This window comes from Terriglobia bacterium, assembly GCA_020072645.1.
Classification (GTDB): domain Bacteria; phylum Acidobacteriota; class Terriglobia; order Terriglobales; family Acidobacteriaceae; genus Angelobacter.
Map to the genome: position 1 here is coordinate 46,196 of JAIQGK010000021.1, position 20,914 is coordinate 67,109.

Here is a 20,914-nt window from a genome sequence, read left to right on the forward strand (position 1 = left end):
AAATTGACTGGTGAAGCAAGCCAACGCGGCCTTATCCCCGGCATAACGTGGCTGCGCGACTATCCAAGGCAATGGATGCGCGCAGACGTTATCGCCGGGCTGGTAGCGGCCGCGGTTGTCATTCCCAAAGCGATGGCGTTTGCCACCATCGCCGGACTCCCGGTACAAGTCGGCTTGTACACGGTCTTTGTGCCCATGGTGATTTACGCGCTTCTGGGCACATCAAGACCGCTCAGTGTCAGCACAACAACGACAATCGCAATCCTTACCGCTGCTGAACTGGGAAAGGTGGCGCCCAACGGCGGGCCCGGAGAGTTGATCGCAGCCGGCGCAACTCTAGCGGTTCTGGTTGGCGCGATGCTGTTGCTGGCGTCGGTCCTTCGGCTTGGCTTTATCGCCAACTTTATTTCCGACCCTGTTCTTGCTGGTTTCAAGGCCGGCATTGGCTTGGTGATTGTGGTGGACCAGGTCCCCAAGCTGCTTGGTTTCCATATCACGAAGACGGGTTTCTTTCGAGACATTCTGGCAATGATCCAGCACCTGCCCCAGACATCGCGGATAACGCTGTTACTTGCCCTTGCCATGATCGTGCTGATGGTTGCGCTGGAGCGGTTCGCGCCGAAAGCGCCCGCGCCGCTGATCGCCGTGGCTGTGGGCATTGCCGGTTCTGCCTTGCTTGGACTCCAGCACATGGGAGTAGAGACGGTGGGCGCAATCCCGCGCCAGCTTCCATCCTTGATGTGGCCAAATCTCGCGCTCCTGGAAGATATGTGGCCCGGCGCTGTTGGCATTGCTTTAATGAGCTTTACTGAAAGCATTGCCGCGGCGCGCGCATTCGCCAAAGCGGGAGAGCCGCGCCCGATTCCGAACCAGGAGCTGCTAGCCGTTGGGGCCGCGAATATTGCAGGCGGTTTTTTCGGCGCCATGCCGGCCGGCGGAGGCACCACGCAGACAGCCGTCAATCGCAGCGCAGGAGCACATACACAGATGGCTGAACTCGTTACCGCCGCAGTTGCGCTTGCCACGCTTCTGTTACTAGCGCCGCTGATTGGCATGATGCCCAATGCCACACTGGCGGCCGTAGTCGTCGTCTATTCTGTGGGACTCATCAAGCTTGGCGAGTTTCGTGAGATCGCCCGCGTGCGCAAGACGGAATTCTATTGGGCTGTGGTTGCATTTGCGGGCGTCGCGCTGCTGGGCACGTTGCGCGGAATCCTGGTGGCGGTCATCACCTCCGTGCTTGCTCTTGCTCAACAGGCTTATAGTCCGCCGGTGTATGCGGTGGGGCGCAAGCGCAATACTCACGTATTCAGGCCGCTCTCACCAGAGCACCCGGATGATGAGACATGGCCCGGGCTGCTGATTGTGCGAGTTGAGGGCCGGGTCTTTTTTGCGAATGCACAGCGCATCGGCGACAGAATGTGGCCGCTGATCGAACAAGCGAAGCCGTCTGTCATCACGATTGATTGCAGCGCGATCTTCGACATCGAATACACCGCGCTGAAGATGCTAGCCGAAGCCGACGAGAGACTTGAGCGCGACGGCATCACTCTGTGGCTTGCCGCGCTCAATCCCAACGCGTTCGCGACAGTATCGCGTTCCAAGCTTGGCGAGAAGCTGGGCCGGGAACGGATGTTCTTGAATTTGCAAGGGGCGGTTGAACGCTACGAGCAGACAAAACCTGCTCCCGCGCGTGGCCAGGGGGCCGCTTAACACAACGACATGAGGTGACGCTATGAAATCCGAAGCACACAACGGCAGGGTGGCTGAATTGCCAAGGAACGGCCATGAAGGCGAAGCTCACGCACACAAGAAGCTGAAAAGAAAACAGTATGAAAAAGAGCTTTGCCGCCTACATGAGGAACTGGTGAAGCTGCAGCAGTGGATCGTACACAAAGGGCTCAAGGTCTGCGTGGTGTTTGAAGGCCGCGATGGCGCGGGAAAGGGCGGAACCATCAAGGCAATTACTGAGCGCGTGAGCCCGCGCATCTTCCGCGTGGTGGCATTGCCCGCGCCGACCGAGCGCGAAAAAAGCCAGATGTACGTGCAGCGCTATGCGCCGCACTTTCCGGCGGCAGGAGAGATCGTCATTTTTGACCGCAGCTGGTACAACCGCGCGGGCGTGGAACGGGTGATGGGCTTTGCCACTGACGAGCAGGTCCAGAAATTCCTGCGCGTGGTGCCTTTGTTTGAGAGGGCCATGGTGGATTCCGGCATCATTCTGATCAAGTATTGGCTGGAAGTGAGCGCCAAGGAGCAGACTCGACGGCTCGAATCGCGGATCGACGACGGACGAAAAATCTGGAAGCTCTCGCCCATGGACTTGAAGTCCTACAGCCGCTGGTATGACTACTCCCGGGCGCGGGACGACATGTTTTCCAATACCGACACGCCGTTTGCTCCTTGGTACGTGGCTGACGCGAATGACAAGAAGCGCGTGCGCCTCAATATTATTTCCCACCTTCTGAAACAGATTCCGTATAAAGAGCTCCCTGGAGACAAGGTGAAATTGCCCAAGCGGCAGGATGCGGGTGGCTATCGTGAACTGGACTATCCGTACAAATACGTGCCGGAGAAGTTCTGATCAGGAGAGGGCAGGTTCTCACACCATGCGAAACGAAAACTGTTACATCTGACAGTCGATCTGGGTTCTCGCCCTCGCTATGCTTCAGTCGTAACGCCTTTCGGTTGATCTTGCGGGACCGCAGGCGTCACCTATTTATAGCAAGGAGGCACATATGGTCATACTAAGCTGGTTTGCTGCGACGCTCCGCCAGTACCCGGAGATTGCCATATTTCTAGCGCTCGCGATTGGGTACTACGTAGGCAAGTTCACTTTCAAAGGCATTGGCCTGGGGGCTGTCACCGGCACTCTGCTGGCTGGCGTCATCATTGGGCAGCTTGGGATCACGATCTCGCAGCCCTTAAAGGCGACGGTCTTCCTCATGTTCCTGTTTGCCGTTGGCTATGCCGTTGGGCCGCAGTTCGTTCGCGGTGTCGCTAAGGATGGCATGCCGCAAGCCTTGTTCGCGGTCGTTCAGTGTGTGTTCTGCCTGGCTGTTCCCTTCGCGATCGTCAAGATCGCGGGCTATGACCTCGGCTTTGGAGCAGGGTTGTACTCGGGGTCACAAACCATTTCCGCTGCCATGGGACTGTCAACCGATGCGATCAACCGATTAGGTCTTCCCGGTGACGGCGCTAAAAAGCTGCTCGATTCCATGCCGGTTGCCTACGCGGTGAGCTATCTGTTTGGCACCGTGGGCTCCGCGCTGGTGATTGCACTGCTTGGTCCGGCGCTGTTCCGCATTGATCTCAAGAAAGCCTGCAAAGATTACGAAGAGAAGCAGGGTGGCAAGAAGGAGATTGGCGGACCCGGTACTGCGTGGCGCCGTTGGGAAGTGCGTGCATTCCGTGTACAGCCGGGAGGCAAAGCGGTTGGTCTCCGCGCCATTGAGGCTGAGGCGCTATTTCCCGGTGCGCGTTTGTTCGTACAGCGCATACGCCGTAACGGAGTCATTGAAGAAGCAAACGCGGACACCGTATTGCGGGAAGGCGACGTGGTAGCGGTTGCGGGCGCTCGCGAAGCGCTGGTGAACATTATTGGCGAACGCGCGAAGCTGGTCGCCGTGGCAGGTTCACGCGACATCGCAAGCGTTGCCAGCTCAGTCGCAATTGAAGTTGACGATCCCGAATTGCTGGCCGTTCCGGTAGAAGGCGTGGACGTGTATGTGACCAATAAAGAAGTGGACGGCAAGACTCTTGCTGAGCTTGCCGAGTCGCCTGGCGCTCGCGGCGTCTTCCTGCGGAAGATCGTGCGCGGCGCGGTTGCCACGTCGATTCCGATTCTGCCGAATACAAAAATCTTTCGCGGTGACATTGTTACCGTGGTCGGCCGCACCCAGGACACCAACACCACCATCAAAATGCTGGGCGTACCGGATCGCGCCACTGACGTTGCTGATGTTGCATTCATCGGCGCGGGAATCGCAGTCGGAGCTCTGATCGGCGCACTGGTCTGGAAGGTAGCCGGGATACCGCTTACCCTTTCAACTGCCGGCGGCGCGCTCATCTCCGGACTCGTTTGCGGCTGGCTGCGTTCCGTGCATCCAAAGTTCGGGCGCATTCCCACATCGACGGTTTGGTTCATGAACTCCGTCGGCCTCAATATCTTCATAGCCGTGGTCGGCATCTCAGCCGGTCCTGGCTTCGTGAATGGTTTAAAGACGCAGGGCATTGGTCTTTTCCTGTGGGGCGCTCTGGCAACAACGGTACCGCTCATTCTGGGGATGGCCGTCGGCAAATACCTCTTCCGCTTCCACGATGCACTCTTGCTGGGCATCGTCTCCGGGGCGCGCACCACAACGGCCTCGCTAGGCCTGGTTTGCGATCAGGGTGAGAGCCAGGTGCCTGCGCTGGGATACACAGTAACTTACGCAGTAGGGAACACGCTGCTGACCATCTGGGGCATGGTGCTCATCATGCTCCTGGCCAAATGACTTTGGAAATGACCGAGGAGAAAAACCATGGATCTCGTAAATCTTCGCAGCTTTGAAACACTGAGCCCGTTTGAGATCAAGGACGAGTTGATCAAGCTCGCCAAAAAGACATCCCGGACTACGCAGTCGGCGTTCCTCAACGCCGGTCGCGGCAACCCCAACTGGATAGCAACCACGCCGCGCGAGGGCTATTTCCTGCTCGGTCAGTTTGCCATCACCGAAAGCAAACGCGTGATGGAGCATCCCGCGGGCATCGGCGGCATGCCGCAAGCCCAGGGCATTGCTGCGCGTCTTGAGACGTGGCTGGCCAAGCATACCGACATGCCAGGCGCATCTTTTCTGGCGGCGATGGTACCGTTTGCAGTGAAGAACTTCGGCTTTGAGCCGGATGCCTTCGTCCACGAACTTGTTGACTCGATCATTGGCGATAACTATCCGGTCCCTGACCGTATGCTGGTCCACAATGAGCGCATCACACATGAGTACCTGATGTGGGCGATGTGTGGTGATCCGCGCCCCGCTGGCAAGTTCGACCTCTACGCCGTTGAAGGCGGGACAGCAGCAATGTGCTACATCTTTAAATCGCTGAAAGCCAATCGTCTCCTGGTTCCCGGCGACACAATCGCGCTGGGCACGCCCATCTTCACGCCTTACATCGAGATGCCGCATCTCGAAGACTATGCCCTGAACATCATTAACATTGAGGCCCCTCAGGAGAACCGCTTCCAGTTCACCGATGCGGAGCTCAAGAAGCTGGAAGATCCAAAGATCAAAGCATTCTTCCTGGTGAATCCCGGCAATCCAACCGGCGTTGCGCTCAGCCCGGAGACGATCGCCAAGCTCGCGAACCTGGTCAAGACCAAGCGGCCTGACCTCATGCTGCTGACCGATGATGTCTACGGAACGTTGGTCCCGGGTTTCCGGTCATTGCTGGGCGAGCTGCCGCAAAACACCATTGGCGTGTATTCCTATTCGAAGTATTTCGGCGCAACTGGCTGGCGGCTCGGCGTTATCGCGATCCACGAAGACAACATCTTCGACAAAATGATCGCGAAGCTGCCGGATACTGAGCTTCGCGCGCTCGACAAACGCTACGGCCCAATAACTCTTGAGCCGCGCAAACTCAAGCTGATTGACCGCATCGTGGCGGATAGTCGCGACGTGGCGCTGAACCACACTGCCGGGCTCTCATTGCCGCAGCAGGTCATGATGAGCCTGTTCTCCCTGACCGAGCTGATGGACACGGAGAAACGGTATCAAACAGCGTGCCGCGAAATTGTCTATCGGCGCGTTACGTCCCTGCTTGAGGGCCTGGGGCTTGAACTTCCTCCGAACCCGTTCTATGACGCCTATTACGGCTTGATCGACTTTGAGTTCTGGGCGCGCAAGAACATCGGTGCGGAAGCTGTTGAGTACCTTAAGAAAAACGTCCATCCGCTCGATCTCGCCTTCCGTCTGGCTGAGGACCACGGGATCGTGCTTCTGAACGGCGGCGGATTTGAGGCGCCAGACTGGTCGCTGCGCGTCTCGCTGGCCAACCTGCCCGACGAGGTGTACGAGGAAATCGGGCGCGGCGTTCGGGCGATCGCGCGCGGCTATCGCGACGCATTTGAGGCCTCAAAGCACCGTGAAGAGGTGCACGAACCGGCATTGACCACCTAGGTAGCCGGCAAGGAGAGGCGTTTAAGGATGTTTCGAAATTACGCTCGGTTTCTCCTCACCTGTTAGCCGGGCGGACTTTCGAAAACAGTGGAAGCGGACGCAAGGCGTAAAAACCCTCAGTCCGCTTCCTTTTTTTCATATCTGGTTTGTTGATTCCGGAAGTTAGCTGCCGGGTTCCTCAACGTGAATCAGCTTGGGCACCAGGCTCAACAGCCACGCCACACCGATGCCCAGCGAGGTCTCTATCAGTCGAAAAAAAGCATAGACCCACGGATGCGTGCCGTGAGCGATCATAACGATGCCGCAGATATAGCCCGCAACTTTCGCTCCGTCAGAAGCCCGCAGGAGATGGCATGTGGCCATGGCGACGAAGATGCTCAGGCCAATGGCCCATGCAGCCGCGCCCAGCGCCGTTCCCGCGACTGCGCCGCATGAAGCTCCAACTACGGTAGCCGCCAGCCGTTGCAGACCGAGTTTGGTTGTCCGGGCGGGCGAAAGATCGGTCACGATGACCGCTGCGATGAGCGCGTAGATGGGATGTTCAAATCTGCAGAGCTGAGCCAGAAGCACGGAGATGCCGGCGGCCAGCGCCGCACGTATGGCAACTTGAAATGCGCCCGTCAGCTTGCGCAATTTCACGTTGTCCGTTCTAGGCTTCGTGGTCAATTGTGCAGAGCCAGCAGCAGGATGATCGTAACCAGAAGTGCGATCAGAGCAAGGTCGCGCAGCCCGCGCCAATCGAAGCCGGAACTGTCATCCAGCACAACGAAATCGCTCTGTGCAAGAGGTGCGGTGTGTTGATCACCGGGCAGGTATTCCCGGTAATCGGTAGCAGAGTCCAAATAGCGAATCGCTCTCCAAACGAACGCATCCGTCTGCCACTCTGCTTCTTGCGTGCGGTTTTTTCGAATTCGGTCAGCCATCGGTCCCGCCATCCTTGTCAGATAAATCGGAATACTCCAGCCAATAGGCGTTGCGTCCCGGCAAGTTTGAAGTTACACGCCTTCATGGGGCCAGACGACTGGTAGTTTTGACAGTTTCTCGGCCCTGGCGTGCGGCATAAGCTGCTGCTCAACTGCGATTTATCGCGGTTTCTATCTTTAATTTGTGCAGGCTGGGGCGACTTGCCCTCAATCAAGGAAGGGTTATGAAAGCACTTCGACTCGCAATGTTCTTATTCTTTATTTCATTGTTTATCGCGGTCCCGTACACCAGCTTTGCGCAAGCGCCGACGACAGCGGGATCCGAGTCTGGAACTTTGCAGCAGCAGGTGGACCTTTTACAGAGGCAGGTAGCGGAACTCCAGGCGCAGATCAAGAAACTGGCGGGAACCGATTCCGTTACGCAACCTTCCGCAATGCAAGCAGCCTCCAGCGGCCAGGATACGCAGCAGGAAACGAAAGTTTCAGAAGCCTCCAAGGACATAAAAACAGAACAGACCGCCGGTAAAGCTACTTTGGATTACCAGACAAGTTCGCAGGACCAGGTGGCAGCGCCGCGGTATGACAATGCGCCTCTGGATCCCAAATATCCCGGCTATTTCCGCCTGCCCGGAACAAAAACGTTCATGAAGATCGGCGGTTATGCCAAGAGCGACGTTACTTTTGATCCAAGGCCGGCGGGCGACCAGGAACGGTTCATCCCATCCAGCATTCCCATTCCTGCGCCTGCCAACGTAAATAACTCGACGATCTCGGTCCGTCCCAGCCGCATCAACGTGGATTTCCTTGTGCCCACAGAAACAGCGCGAACACTCAGGTTTTTCCTTGAAGTGGATTTCTTCGGATCGAGCTCCACCACGCCGCGTCTGCGCCACGCCTATGCGCAAGGAAAAAATCTTCTGATCGGCCAGACCTTCTCCAACTTCATGGATATTGACGCCAGTCCGGATACGCTGGATTTTCAAGGTCCAAACAGCCAGGTATTCATTCGTAATCCGATGATGCGGTATACCTTCCGCCTCGGCAAGACAACCACCACCAGCATTTCCATTGAGAAGCCGAGCTCTGATGTGGCCTTCTCAACCCCTGAGTTCAAAGCTTCGCCCAACACCCCCAGCCCGGATGGGACCGTGCAATTCCGCCACGACATGGATTTCGGCCATGTGCAACTTGCCGCCTTGTTGCGCGATATCTCGGCCTTCCTGCCCGACGGACGCAGCGATTCCGTTTTTGGATGGGGCCTCAATCTTTCCGGACTGTTTAAGATCGGCAAAGACAACCTCACCTACCAGGGCGCATATGGCAACGGCATTGCGCGGTATATCAATGACTCGTCAGGACTGGGCATTGATGCTGCCGTGATCAGCCTACAGGATCCCCGCCTTGAAGCCGTGCCGATGTTTGGCACCTATGGCGGGTACCAGCATTTCTGGCTGCCGAAGCTGCGTTCGTCGGTGGTGTATGGTTTTCTCCAGTCTGAAAACACCGCCGCACAAACCCCATCAACGTTTCATCGCAGCGAATACGGCGCGACGAACCTGATCTGGAGCCCGATCCCGCAATTGAGCTTTGGCACAGAATTTCTTTATGGCTGGCGGGTCAACAAAGACAACAGCACGGGCAACGCGCCCAGAATTCAAATCAGCGCAAAGTACAACTTCATGCAACTGAAAAGTTCCAACAAGTAGAGCATCCGCTCAGAAAAGGAATGGACGGCAATTATGAGTAACACAACAAACTTACAGAACGTCCGGCTTGACCAGTTTTTCACCGTGGCGGAAGCGCGTCATGACCGGTGGCGCACACTGCTCAGCGCCGCGCGTGCGTGGGAAGCAGCGAAGCTGCAGAATTCGGCAACGGAAGCCAAGCGCGCCAACGTGGTGGCTATTTTCGTCGAACTGCGGCAGTGGGAAGAGTTCTTTGCCTATCCCGGCCCCGCGCTATTGAACGTCGTGAGAGAGCGCATTTCTGAAGGCGATGTCACGGGCACGGTCAGGCTGGTGCAGGCCATCAGCGCCGCGCTGCTCACACACTCTTATCGGACAAACGCCGCCGACTGGGAAAGTGAAGAAATATTTCCGGGCAGCATCAGTGAGAAGTTGCCCATCACCGGCGATGGAAATACTTCGCACAAGCCTTATTTTGAAGTCCTGATTGTTTCGGCTGCGCGCCCTGAAACGTGGCCTGCTTTCAAAGAGGAATTTCGCAAGCTGCGCCGGTCACAAGACTCATTCGTGTATGAAACCGTATTTGTTGGCAGCTTTGAAGATGCTGTGCTGGGAACAATCCTGAACGGAGGTCTGGAAGCGGTCATCATTTCAGAAGGCATTCCGTTCCCGTCCGCGCACAACAGTCCTGTGCTGCGTGAATTCCTGGCCAATCATCTTGCCGCAACCGGCATTGATGTCACTTCACCGGAGCTGGCTCTTTCGCTCGCACAAGGCATCAAGCTGATTCGTCCTGAGCTGGACATCTATCTGCTGAGCGATCGCGAAGTGGAAAAGATCGCGGGCAATCCTGAAGCCACGTGCCTGCGGCGAATTTTCTACCAGGTTGAAGAACCGCTTGAACTCCATCTCAGCATCCTGGATGGCGTTGCCGACCGCTTCGAGACGCCGTTTTTTGACAACCTGCAAAAATACGCGCAGCGTCCTATCGGGACCTTCCACGCGCTGCCGGTTGCGCGCGGCAAGTCGATCTTCAAATCAAACTGGATCAGCGACATGGGCCGGTTCTATGGCCTGAATCTTTTCCTGGCGGAGTCGTCCGCAACCACCGGCGGTCTTGACAGCTTGCTGGAGCCGACCGGAAATATCAAGAAAGCCCAGGAAATGGCTGCGCGCGCCTTCGGGGCCGACCATGTATTTTTTGTCACCAACGGCACATCCACATCGAACAAGATGGTGGAGCAGGCATTGCTCGGTCCTGGTGACATCATGCTCGTGGACCGCAACTGCCATAAATCGCATCATTACGGCGCGGTCCTTTCCGGTGCTCTGCCTCTTTACGTTGAGGCATATCCGCTGACCCAGTTCTCCATGTACGGCGCGGTGCCCTTGCGCACAATCAAGAAAGCACTGCTTGACCTGAAGGCGGAAGGCAAGCTTGATCGGGCGAGAATGCTCGTCCTCACCAACTGCACGTTCGACGGCCAGATTTACAACGTGGAGCGCGTCATGGAAGAGTGCCTGGCGATCAAGCCTGATCTCATCTTCCTGTGGGATGAAGCCTGGTTCGGTTTTGCGCGCTTCAGTCCTTTCTATCGCCGTCGCACTGCCATGGGCGCGGCAGCGATTCTGGAAAAGAAGTTCAAGGACCCGGTGTATCGCGCAGCGTACCTCGAACAGGTAAAGAAGCTCGGCGGCGATCTGAATCCCAAAGATGAAACGCTGCTGAAGACGCGGCTGCTGGCCAATCCAGACAAGGTGCGTCTACGCGTTTACCAGACCAACTCCACGCATAAATCAATGTCGTCACTGCGCCAGGGGTCCATGGTGCTGGTGAAAGACCAGGACTATCACACCGTGGAAGAGCAGTTCCATGAAGCGGTTTTCACGCATGCTTCCACGTCGCCGAACCAGCAGATCATCGCTTCACTGGACATTGCGCGGCGGCAGATGGAGCTGGAAGGTTACGAGCTCGTCAACCGCGCTATCCAACTGGCGCTTGATCTGCGGCGTGAAGTCAATTCTCATCCGCTAATCTCAAAGTATTTCCACTTTCTGGGCGCGGATGAAATGATCCCTTCAGATTTCCGCAACTCCGGCTTTGTGGATTACCTCACCCCCGGCGCAAACTGGACAACGGCAATCAAGGCCCTGCGCGAAGATGAGTTTGCGCTGGACGTCACACGCCTCACCCTGGTGTGCGGCACTGCCGGCTACGACGGCACGCAGTTCAAGAACATGCTTGCCGCCGAGTATGACATTCAACTGAATAAAACCTCGCGCAACAGCGTGCTGTTCCAAACCAACATCAACAACACCCGGAGTGACGTGGCCCACCTGATCAAGACTCTGGTCACCATCTCACAGGCAATCGAGAAGAAGCTGAAGGAAGCGGGCAAGGATGAGCGTGAGGTCTTTGCGGCGCGCGTGAAGTCGCTCATGGAAGACGTGCCTGATCTCCCGAATTTCAGCTGCTTCCATGACAGCCTGCGCGAAAATCCCGCCAGCATCACCAGTGAAGGCAACATGCGGGCCGGCTTCTTTGGCGCTTACAGGGAAGAGCAATGCGAACACCTCAAGCTCAACAGCCCGGAGATTGACCGGCGCATCAAGGAAGGCCCCGCGCTGGTTTCGGCCAACTTCGTCATCCCATACCCGCCCGGGTTCCCGATCATGGTGCCCGGCCAGGTCATTACCGCTGAGACCATTGGTTTCATGCGCAAGCTCGACGTGAAGGAGATCCACGGATTTTCCGCCTCGCTGGGATTGAAGCTGTTGAAGGCATCTTTCCTTGAGGCCGCAAAACCACAGAGTCCTCGCGGCCCGGTGGAAGAGAAACGGGTCAAAGGAAAATCCGCAGCGTAAACCCAACTCCCCGCCTCTTATAGGGGCGGGGAATTTTTAACTTGGATGGCTGACCCTGAGGTTTACTCCGTGTTCCTTCGTGTCTTCTGTGGTTGAAGTTCTTGGTTCTCCGATGTCGGCGTTGTCGGCGATCTTGCCTACCCCCTCCCCCTATCCTTCAACTAGGATTCCAAAGCACTTACCTATAGTCATCCCAAGTGGATCCCAGGTTCTTGGTTTTCCGATCTCGCGCGATGACGGCGATTACGCGCGATCACGGCGATTCTTGCAGCCCTCTGCTTGCGTCCTTCAGCCATAGACCCCACCCCCCCTAACACGTTTGTTGATAACAAAGGCCCAACCCCAATTCGAAAGGCCTGTCAAAAGGCTGTCGATGCCTTTTTTCTCTGTTTTTCAGCGGTCGAATCCGGCTCAATTTCAGCCTTCTTTTTCCGTTTTTACTGTTCGGTCGGCAGAGGGTCGCAAAGCGTATAGTATTTGGCCTTGGCCAGGAGCTAGCGGCTAGTAGCTAGAAGCTTCTGTTGTCAAAGATCATAGCCCCAGGGCACACTTCAACCTAAGGCCGAATATTTAAATCTACCATTTGTTCGCCCATATGTCAACGAAAAAAGTGCGCACAGCTCACTCAAGACGATGCTCCTGTATCGCCCGCTGCCCCTGATGTCTTGGCTTGTCCCAAGTCATCCGCATGAGGCTTAGGAACAGTGCGAATTAGCCCCAACACAAGTAGGCTGTGAAAAACTCTGTCGGCAATTGCTCGGTTAAACGTCGGCATCTCCAGAAGCCCATGAGCCAGGTCATTACGAATATTCAGACCGCGCCGATCAATGTAGAGCACCGTCAAATATCTCCACATGTTTTCCGTTAATGCCTCTCTGACACGCTCATCGTCCAGGACTTGATTCATGCTCTTTACGTCTGTAATGCCCGGATGTCTGGGCACGGCTTTTGTTGTCGGGATCTGCATTAGGACAAGAAGATTTCTTAGCGCGTGTTCCACCTGGGGAACCAGTACGTGAATCGACTTGAGGTAATCGCCGCTCTCGTAGGCCAGCAAGCCTTCTGCCACGAACTCTCTTCTTGATTCGGGGAATACAGGCGATTTGGACAGCCATTGAATCATTTGTTGCGGTGTAGGCGCATATTTTTCTCTTACCGCGTCAACGACCTTTGCCAGGAACGGAACATATGTGCTGATGGAGTTCCCAATTTCCATGTGCAGCCTTCCATCCGGGTCCTCTTCAAGTGAACCGACTTTTGCGGATGGTCGACCGTCAGGTGACACCTTAACAACAGAGAAGAGCGACATCAAAGGCGCAATATCGCTTATCTCACGCAGGTTTTTACGTGTCTCGTCTGCGTTCGGGGTGAAATTAACAGCGATGCGGGTCAGAGCACCATCAAGATCGTCTGCAAGCATTTCATTGATGAAACCCTCAAGCTCTGCCTGACTAATAGAAAAAGTCGCAGTAAGTTCCTTGAGATCGTCACCGACATGTTTGCCCTTTTCCTCTGAAAGAATCCGCAGTCGTTCCGCGTCCTGTTTTAGACCTTCCTGCTCATATCTTTCTATGACCGGCAGAAGCCAAGACTGGGCAAGCATTGGACTTCCGTCTTTGGATACCCTCTCAAACGCGGCGCCGTACTGCTTTACAACTCTCTCCACATTTGCCTTATCGTTTAACCGACGATAATGCTGGGCGAGACGCTCTGCGGCAGCTTGAGCGCCAAAAGGGTCGAACTCTTCAGGCTTACCACTTCCAGATGTGATATCCAGCATTCTTTCAAGATCAGCAATGAGGCGGTCTGCTTCGTCCGGCCTGAGCAAATCCCTTCTCGAATAAAGGCAGTCAAAGGGGAAAATCCAAACGCCTGTTTTCTTGGGGTTGACAACGAAGTCATAAAACACAAAAATTAGCGTAATTACTGCTTTGGCGCGTTTGTCGTCTTTCAAGGCAACAGCCAGATTGAACGCCCGTTCAAGCCAATGCACTGCGTACATCTCCATTGTGTACAGGCCGTTCTCGACAGCCTTCATGTACTGGTCGATTGCAAGCTGTGCAAATCTATAATCAGGATTGCCTTTTGTAATAGCTTTGGTCAAGTCCCAAACCAAATCGGCATACCGAGCAGACATCATCGGATTCTTTACCGATGTCGCTCTCTCCTGCCAGTGCGTGACCGTATTCTCATTGAGCTGCGCGATATCGGGATTGCGCCCTTCGGTTCCGTCTGAAAGCGTGTAAATTGCCATCGGGCCAAAATAGGTATTCCAGACGCTCGGCTCACCGCGCCGTGTCATAAAGCCAAAAGCCGATGACTCCGCAAGAAAGCAGTCCCATTCTTCATCGTCTGGGACATCGCCATGCTGCTTTTTGGCGTTCCTGATAGCTTCAAACACTTCTAGCTCACCGTGAGGCTCTGTGCGGATTTCATAATTGCTCAAGGCTTCTTTTAGCCAATCAGGGATATTCATAGTGAAATGCTAACAGCAATGAACCTGCCATGACAGGCAGGTCAGTGGTCAAAGAACAAGTACAATCAGACATTACTCACGCAGGAGATGCCCTTGTTCAACATCCCGATAGAGCACATCACCATTCAGGACATCGCACAATTCCTTCAATCAGGCGCTAGAGAAGGAACCCTGCTGGATTTCAAGGAGCAGTTTCCAAGCAAATTGGAAAAAACCATTTCATCGATGGCGAATACCTTTGGCGGCATGATCTTGATCGGCGTAGAAGAGACCCCAACTGGCGGAGGGATCTTGCCCGTTAAAGGTCTTCCGATGGGGCCGGGTTTGCGTGAGCGAGTCATCCAAATCGGAATCAATTCCATTTATCCACCGCTGATATCAGAAGTGAGCGTGGTGGAATTCAAGAGTGATCCAACTCTGGCCGCACCTGACAAAGCAGTGGTCGCTATTCGTGTTCATGAGAGTGAATACGGTCACGCGGTAGATCAGCGCACCACCGTGTACGTCCGCGCTGACAACGTGTCGGACTGGATGAAGAAGGCCACTGTTGAGGAGGTTGAATGGTTCCTTCAAAAACGACAAAAGAGCATGATCGAAAAGCAGCGGATAATCGACCAAGCATTTCGCCATTCCCAATACTTCCTTGCGAAGGTCATTGGCCGGAACCATCGCCCTGAACCTGAGGGTCGATTTGTGATATGGACCGTGCCTACATTTCCGCGTGGGCCAATAGCCACTCCAAGGCAGTTGTTCCAACTCACCGCCAAACAATTCCGGCCAATGCCTGCAATTGGGCAGTTTCCATCTGGTAGTCCGCGCCCAGTTCGGGATGGCGTGAGTTGGGCACGCGATGAATCAGCGGACTACTATTACACGGAGTTTCACCAGCAAGGGCTGATCTACTCCGAGATCGAGTTTTGGTGGGACAAACAGATTCACGACAAAGTATTCCTTCCAGAGGCAGCGGCTAAATTACTGTTGGCTGCGGTGGAGTATGCGAGAGACCTTTACAGGAAATGCGGCTATTTCGGCCTTTTTGATGTTGGAATGCGCATCTGTGGCGTATCGGATCGTGTTCTTCGCAATGCCATCATAAATACTGTCCGCGTTATCGATAATGAGGTGGAAGTGAATACCAGGGCCAGTGCAGCCGAAGATGAGAGAGAATTGCTCCCGAAATGCAAGGGAATGATTCAAGAGATTTACTGGGCGTTCGGCCGGGACGCAAAGGATGACCGTTTGGAAGCTGATTTCAGATGAAGGTGACCGTTAGTCAAGGATGGGCGGCCAACATACCAAGCACCCCGCCCGGCTAGGGTGGGGTGGCCAATCCTTCCTGCTATCTTAATCCACAATTCCGTGGGTGCGCCATCCTTCGCCCCTTTTGTGATGGGTGGGGTAAGAAACACGCGGAGAGCCTCTTCCCCCTCCGCGCCTTCATTGCGGCGTCCGCCCCATTCAAATTAAAAGCTGTACCCCATCGTGAGCACCACCGTTGGACTGGCCTCGCCCAAATCGAAAACGTCGGTTGCGAATTGCATTTTCTTATGGGTGAACTCCGCCAGCAGACCGCGCTGAACGGACAGTGGCGTCTGGTACGCATGCGTTCGCTGCACCACGTAGCCGCCTTTAAACCACTTCACCGGCGAATACGTCAGTTGTGTCCACGTATAGAAAAAATTTCCCGCTTTGGTGGCCGCATCAAAAACGTATTCGTTCGTGCTGTACAGCTCAACTTTGTTGCGAGTGACCGTAAACTGCAGCCCGGGCGCGACGCCATTCACGTCGCCAAATATCCCGCCGATCATCGGCGTGGCTTCCAGCACCACCTTTTTTCCCACGCTCAAGTTGTAGCCGACCCACAGCGACCCCGTCCGCGGGCTTTCGTAGTTGTAACGCGCTTCCGCGTGCAGTTTGCCGCGGTCCCCCATGAATGTGGGTTGAACATACGATTGCCCATCGGGCACGATGTAGCCGCTCACGCTCAAGTTGAATTCCCATGGATTCGCCGGTGCCGTCGCGCTCGATGGCTCCTGGCTCGGCGGCGTTTGGCCAGTCGCTTGGCCGCGCGCCTGACTGGCGCAAAGAATTGCGACGAGGAATGTTGCGAGATGTCGTGCGGTCATCATCCCCCAAGCCCAATCGCGATTCCGACCATGGCAATCCCGATCAACACCATGAACAGCCCCATCTTCCATGGCTTGTATCCGGTGTAACGCCCCAGCCGATGACCAGCCAGAAACAGCATCGCAATGGCCACTCCATTCGAGATGCGTAGCGCCAGCCTTGCATCTTTGATTACCGTGAATGGGACCACCACGGGAAGCGTCGAGACGAACACCAGCAGAAACACGCCCAGTGCCCCAAGCCAATCTTTCTTCTTGAAGCCGGAGTGTGCCGGCGGCTCCGGCAGTTGTTTCAATCTCTGCCGTATCACCTCTAAATCCGTGTCGGGAAGGTGAGCCGCCAGCAGCGGCGGCAGCCTGCCGGCAATGATTCGTCTGGCCGCCTGCGGGTCCTCCGCATGGCGCACCCTTCGCACCATGAGCACGTCATGCCCTCGCTCGCTGAAGCATGCCATCAGATACATGGCTGCATCGATCACGCCCCAGGCCAGGTTGCACCCCAGCGCAGCCATGAGTAGCGTGTGAACATCGGTGCTCGTGCCCCGCGCCACGGGCAGGGAACCCGTCACGGTGAGCACCATAATCAATCCGAACAATACTTCTGAAGCTCTCTCCGCTGGGTCAAGCACGCGCTTGGAAATTGCCGGCGCGTTCATGGCGATCACCGGCCGCCGCTGGCTTTTCGAGCGAGTTCGCGGTCCGATACTGCGGTTATGCCGTCTTTACCAGAACTCTCCACTTGCAGGGCGCTCTCAATGCTGCGAACGTGCAGGTCTCTTTGTGGAAATGGGATTTCAATCCCGGCTTGGCGCAATGCCCGGAAAACCGCCAGTCCGATCTCGCTTTTCAACTCGAACCATATTGATTGAGCGGCCCAGAACCTGAGCTCAAGATTGAGCGCGCTCTCTCCAAATCCCAGGAAGAATGCTTCTGGTTTTGGGTCCCTCAGGATGCGAGGATTCGCATGCGCCACCTCAATCAGCAGCTTCCGCGCCAATTCCGGGTTCGTGCCGTAAGCTACTCCCACGGGTATCTCAACGCGGCGGCGCGCTGAAGTCAACGTCCAGTTAATCACCTGGTTGGAGAGCAGATTGCTGTTTGGAACAATGACCTCGGCATATTGAAAAGTCAGAATCGTGCTGGATCGGGCCCCGATCCGCTTCACCGTACCAACCACGCCGGAAACCTCTACGGTGTCACCGATCCGGAATGGACGCTCGAAAAGAATGATGAGACCGGAAGCAAAATTATTCACGATGTTTTGCAGCCCGAATCCCACGCCCAGTCCCACCGCGCCGGTAATCATGGTGAATTTGTTCAGCTCCACTCCCGCATTGGCCATTGCGCCAAAGAAGATGCCAACCAGCAGGACATAGTATGTAACTCGGGAGATGGCATAGCCCAAACCGCCACGCAATGACAGCTTGGGAAGCAGGATCTCCTCCAGCACAAACTTCGCAATATTGGCGATAACATAGCCGAGCAGCAGGAAGAAAACTAAACTCAGTGTGCCACCCAGCGTGATGTGGACCTTTCCAAAGCCGATAGGATACTCGAGGAAGCTGTTGAGGGCCTGCATCACTGCATCGTGCGCTGCGAAGAGGTACAGATCAATATTCAGCCACAGCAGAGCGGCACAACCGACGATCAGCCGCCGTCCCCAGCGCTCAATCCCGTCAGAAGGCTTTTCCGGCAACGATAGAAACCATTGGCTGTTGAGAACAATCGCCAATGCCAGCTCCAGGACCCTTACGATGGTATAGATCAAAGCAAATATGAAGCCGGCAAACAGTGTTGCTACTCCCAGAAGCTGTGAGAGTGAAACAAATCCCAGAATGTTGAAGCAGAGTGAAACCGCCAGCAAAAGCAGGCCAACCCGGATTCCAATGATGAGCAATTTACGTGGCCACCCTGAACCGGGCGGTGTCGCCAGACGGGAGGGACGGGTCACCCAAGCGAACGTCAGCAGGGCAAGAAAAAGGATCATCGCAAAAAGCTCGCGCTTAAAGGTCCCTCCAAACTGCAGGACCAGGTGAGTCCATTGGAGAACATAAAAAACGCAGAGCGTATACATAACCTTCCGCATCGGGGGCTCAATGAGCGCGGGAAGGAGTCGCAGAATCGGAACAATGTAAGCCAGGCAGACGACGAGTGAGACACCGGTGGGAGCCGTGGCGGTGATCCCGACCGTTGTAAGAGACGAGAACAATAACGCGACGGAATAGGGGCGTGCGAATACCTCTGATGCGGCCTCACTCTCCGTCAGCTTGCCTGGGCCCGTCACATAACGCTTGAAGCGGAAGGCCACCAGCAATGCAAAAACGTACATAGCCGCCGTCCCCAGGAGATTGCCCCAGTTCGCGCGCACAAAATTCGGTGCTCCCGTGAACCCGCGCCCGGCGGAGAGGTAGAGCATCGTACTGAACGACTGGTCTGAAAGCCGCAGTTCCCGGGCTGCCCACAAAGGAAAGCTGTCCCTTTCGAATAACCGCTCGCGCAACCGTTCGTGCGCCTCGCTTAGTTTCACCAGCATGCTGGAGACTTCACGGTCCTGTTCAGAAATACGGTTCTGCAAAGTCAGGATGAGGTTCAGTTGCTCCTGGGCGTCTGAGCGTACCTTTTGTATCGCAGCCACCTCCCGCTTCACCCGTTCCGCTACCACTTCAAGCCCGGGCTTCTGATGGACCTGCTCAGATGTGGCTTGCCACTGCGCCAGCTTGGCATCAAGCAATCGCACCTGTTCCTCGATATCGGCGGCGCGCGCGGTCAACACTTTGCGCTGACTGCCATATTGGTCTGAGAGAGCGCGCCAGTAGTGGTCTTCATCCTGGAGCTGCATCATGTTGGGCATGCCGTCCAGGAGATCTTCCGTCTGGCGCGCCCGCTGGCGGACCTCTTCAGCGTGTGCTTTCCCTTCAGGATCGGAAACCCGCACTTCCAGAACAGGTACAAGCTTTTTTGAAACCTCGCGAAGCCGCCCATCCATTTCTTCTGCCTGGTTCGCAATCTCCGGCAGAGGGATCGCCTGAACGGGTGTTGGAGATGGAGTTGGAGTGGCTGCTGCCTGCGCGGCGGGCGTAGGTGCGATCGGCGGCTTCAGGAGCGCCGGTATCTGGGCGTGCAACGGAAAAACCGCAAAGCAGAGGAACAGAATTCCAGCGATAAGCTGGCAGATGGCGACTCTGTGTCGGTTCGCCGATCGCTGGGATCTGATGTAACTCGCGCGTTTGGATGGTCCGTTGCGCATATTTGCAAACGGGCGCAGATCAAGGGCCGAAGGTGACTACTGCTCCCATCCTCCTCCCAGCGCGTTATAAACCTGCACCAGCGCAAGCCGCTCGTTAAGGTCTGCTTGCGCCAGGCTCAGCCGGGCAGAGAAGTAACGCGTGTCACTATCCAGCACCTCAAGATAACTTGCCGCGCCACCGCGATAGCGCACATCGGAGAGCCGGGTGGCGTCCTCGGCAGCCTTCGTCAGCAGCTCCTGTTGCTGCCGAAATTCCTGGTTCTTTATGTAGGCAATCAGCGAGTCAGAGATATCGCGAAAAGCCTGCTGGATGGTCTGTTTATAGAACAGCTCTGCTTCGTGCTGTTGTGCCTTGGAGAGCCTTACGCCGGAACGAATCTTGCCACCGGTAAAGATGGGTTGTGCAAGCTGCGCGCCGGCGCTCCAAAATCCTGCGGGCCCGGAGAAAAGGCTAGTCAGGGCCGAGCTCTGGAATCCGCCCACGCCGGTGAGAGCAATTTGCGGAAAATAAGCCGCTTTGGCCACGCCAATGCGCGCATTCGCTGCGACCAGAAGTTGCTCGGCTGATTGAATGTCAGGTCTCCGCTCCAGCAGCGCTGAAGGCAAACCCGCAGGAACAGTCGCCGGAATTGCGTTTTCAATGAGAGGCTTGCCTCGAACGATAGGGCCGGGATTTTTGCCGATCAAGACGCTGATGAAATTTTCCTGCTGCTCGATCCGCCGCTCAAGATCGGGAATGTTAGCGGCAGCGCCATAAACCAACTGCTCAGACTGGCGAACGTCGATCATCGACGTGACGCCGCCCTGGGCGCGGACTTTCACTAGTCGCAGCGATTCTTCGCGCGTGGAGAGCGTCTGTTTTGAAATCTCCAACTCCAAGTCGAGTTCGCGAAGTTGAAAATAAGCGGTAGCTACGTTGCTGACCAGACTTGTCATCACGGCGCGCTGTCCCCATTCGGTGGCGAGCAGGTTTGCGCGAGCCGCTTCCGTGGCACGCCGGAACTTGCCCCAGAAGTCTATCTCCCAGAATAACGAGAGGTTCACCGCCATAGCGCCGGTATTTGTCTCCGGTCCCGCCGCAGTATTGGGAATGCGTTGATTCAAGCCGGAAGCGCCTGCATCCACGGTGGGGAACTGGTCGGCGCGCGTAATGCCGAGCACTGCCTGCGCCTGCAACACACGAGCCGCGGCAATCTTCACGTCGTAATTTTCCGCCAACGCCGTGCGGATCAACTGTTGCAACTCCGGGTCCTGGTAAACCGTCCACCACTTTTCATCGCCTAGTGACGCGGCGTTCTGCGTTGCCGCTTGGTCAGCAGCGCGGTATACCGTAGGAGCATCGATTTTAGGCCGCTTGTAGTTAGGGCCTAGTTTGCAACCTGCCAGGAATATAACTGCGATCGTAACCAAACAATAAATGCGCTTCATAAACGT

Annotated in this window: 14 protein-coding genes; 7 read left to right on the forward strand and 7 right to left on the reverse strand. The window is 55.8% G+C overall.

Annotated features, from left to right (window positions below):
- Positions 1-75 precede the first annotated feature (75 nt).
- From LAO76_24690 to aspD, 4 genes are all read left to right on the forward strand, one after another.
- On the forward strand, positions 76-1,713 hold the full coding sequence (locus LAO76_24690; protein ID MBZ5494134.1) for a SulP family inorganic anion transporter: 1,638 nt from the start codon (positions 76-78) through the stop codon (positions 1,711-1,713).
- 22 nt (positions 1,714-1,735) lie between these two features.
- A complete protein-coding gene (gene ppk2, locus LAO76_24695; protein MBZ5494135.1) occupies positions 1,736-2,584 on the forward strand; it encodes a polyphosphate kinase 2 in 849 nt (282 codons plus the stop codon).
- 154 nt (positions 2,585-2,738) lie between these two features.
- Positions 2,739-4,496 carry an aspartate-alanine antiporter family protein gene (locus tag LAO76_24700; protein ID MBZ5494136.1) on the forward strand — a complete coding sequence of 586 codons (1,758 nt, stop codon included), beginning with the start codon at positions 2,739-2,741 and terminating at the stop codon, positions 4,494-4,496.
- A 27-nt stretch (positions 4,497-4,523) separates the two neighbouring features.
- A complete protein-coding gene (gene aspD / locus LAO76_24705) occupies positions 4,524-6,158 on the forward strand; it encodes an aspartate 4-decarboxylase (GenBank protein ID MBZ5494137.1) in 1,635 nt (544 codons plus the stop codon).
- Between the two features lie 162 nt (positions 6,159-6,320).
- On the opposite strand, the gene LAO76_24710 is transcribed toward aspD, so the two are convergent.
- Both LAO76_24710 and LAO76_24715 read right to left on the reverse strand, forming a co-directional pair.
- The gene (locus LAO76_24710) at positions 6,321-6,797 is read right to left on the reverse strand and encodes an FUSC family protein (GenBank protein ID MBZ5494138.1); all 477 of its coding nucleotides are present in this window, start codon (positions 6,795-6,797) and stop codon (positions 6,321-6,323) included.
- A 23-nt stretch (positions 6,798-6,820) separates the two neighbouring features.
- On the reverse strand, positions 6,821-7,081 hold the full coding sequence (locus LAO76_24715) for a hypothetical protein (protein MBZ5494139.1): 261 nt from the start codon (positions 7,079-7,081) through the stop codon (positions 6,821-6,823).
- Positions 7,082-7,305: 224 nt separating this feature from the next.
- Between LAO76_24715 and LAO76_24720 the strand changes: the two genes are divergently transcribed.
- Together LAO76_24720 and LAO76_24725 are read left to right on the forward strand one after the other, a co-directional pair.
- Complete coding sequence (locus LAO76_24720) at positions 7,306-8,787, forward strand: porin (protein MBZ5494140.1); 1,482 nt, start codon at positions 7,306-7,308, stop codon at positions 8,785-8,787.
- A gap of 33 nt (positions 8,788-8,820) precedes the next feature.
- A complete protein-coding gene (locus LAO76_24725) occupies positions 8,821-11,631 on the forward strand; it encodes a decarboxylase (protein MBZ5494141.1) in 2,811 nt (936 codons plus the stop codon).
- 625 nt (positions 11,632-12,256) lie between these two features.
- Here the strand turns inward: LAO76_24725 and LAO76_24730 are convergent.
- Positions 12,257-14,107 (reverse strand): DUF4209 domain-containing protein, encoded by a 1,851-nt coding sequence (locus LAO76_24730; GenBank protein ID MBZ5494142.1) that lies wholly within the window; start codon positions 14,105-14,107, stop codon positions 12,257-12,259.
- 93 nt (positions 14,108-14,200) lie between these two features.
- Here LAO76_24730 and LAO76_24735 point away from each other — a divergent pair, with 93 nt between their 5' ends.
- The gene (locus LAO76_24735; GenBank protein ID MBZ5494143.1) at positions 14,201-15,367 is read left to right on the forward strand and encodes an ATP-binding protein; all 1,167 of its coding nucleotides are present in this window, start codon (positions 14,201-14,203) and stop codon (positions 15,365-15,367) included.
- A gap of 203 nt (positions 15,368-15,570) precedes the next feature.
- Here the strand turns inward: LAO76_24735 and LAO76_24740 are convergent, their stop codons facing one another.
- The 4 genes from LAO76_24740 to LAO76_24755 all read right to left on the reverse strand — a co-directional run bounded on the left by LAO76_24740 (position 15,571) and on the right by LAO76_24755 (position 20,908).
- Positions 15,571-16,236: a hypothetical protein gene (locus LAO76_24740; GenBank protein ID MBZ5494144.1), complete on the reverse strand. Its 666-nt coding sequence runs from the start codon at positions 16,234-16,236 to the stop codon at positions 15,571-15,573.
- Positions 16,233-16,862, reverse strand: a complete 630-nt coding sequence (locus tag LAO76_24745) for a VIT1/CCC1 transporter family protein (GenBank protein MBZ5494145.1) — start codon at positions 16,860-16,862, stop codon at positions 16,233-16,235. Before LAO76_24745 ends, LAO76_24740 begins: the two co-directional genes overlap by 4 nt.
- A 32-nt stretch (positions 16,863-16,894) precedes the next feature.
- Entirely contained in the window at positions 16,895-19,357 is a 2,463-nt protein-coding gene (locus LAO76_24750) for a mechanosensitive ion channel (GenBank protein MBZ5494146.1), read from the reverse strand.
- A 159-nt stretch (positions 19,358-19,516) separates the two neighbouring features.
- The gene (locus tag LAO76_24755) at positions 19,517-20,908 is read right to left on the reverse strand and encodes an efflux transporter outer membrane subunit (GenBank protein ID MBZ5494147.1); all 1,392 of its coding nucleotides are present in this window, start codon (positions 20,906-20,908) and stop codon (positions 19,517-19,519) included.
- Positions 20,909-20,914: the final 6 nt, after the last annotated feature.

Coding starts and splice junctions, on each gene's coding strand:
- LAO76_24690 (MBZ5494134.1), top strand. CDS start 76: ATGCGCGCAGACGTTATCGCCGGGCTGGTAGCGGCCGCGGTTGTCATT.
- ppk2 (MBZ5494135.1), top strand. CDS start 1,736: ATGAAATCCGAAGCACACAACGGCAGGGTGGCTGAATTGCCAAGGAAC.
- LAO76_24700 (MBZ5494136.1), top strand. CDS start 2,739: ATGGTCATACTAAGCTGGTTTGCTGCGACGCTCCGCCAGTACCCGGAG.
- aspD (MBZ5494137.1), top strand. CDS start 4,524: ATGGATCTCGTAAATCTTCGCAGCTTTGAAACACTGAGCCCGTTTGAG.
- LAO76_24715 (MBZ5494139.1), bottom strand. CDS start 7,081: ATGGCTGACCGAATTCGAAAAAACCGCACGCAAGAAGCAGAGTGGCAG.
- LAO76_24720 (MBZ5494140.1), top strand. CDS start 7,306: ATGAAAGCACTTCGACTCGCAATGTTCTTATTCTTTATTTCATTGTTT.
- LAO76_24725 (MBZ5494141.1), top strand. CDS start 8,821: ATGAGTAACACAACAAACTTACAGAACGTCCGGCTTGACCAGTTTTTC.
- LAO76_24730 (MBZ5494142.1), bottom strand. CDS start 14,107: ATGAATATCCCTGATTGGCTAAAAGAAGCCTTGAGCAATTATGAAATC.
- LAO76_24740 (MBZ5494144.1), bottom strand. CDS start 16,236: ATGATGACCGCACGACATCTCGCAACATTCCTCGTCGCAATTCTTTGC.
- LAO76_24755 (MBZ5494147.1), bottom strand. CDS start 20,908: ATGAAGCGCATTTATTGTTTGGTTACGATCGCAGTTATATTCCTGGCA.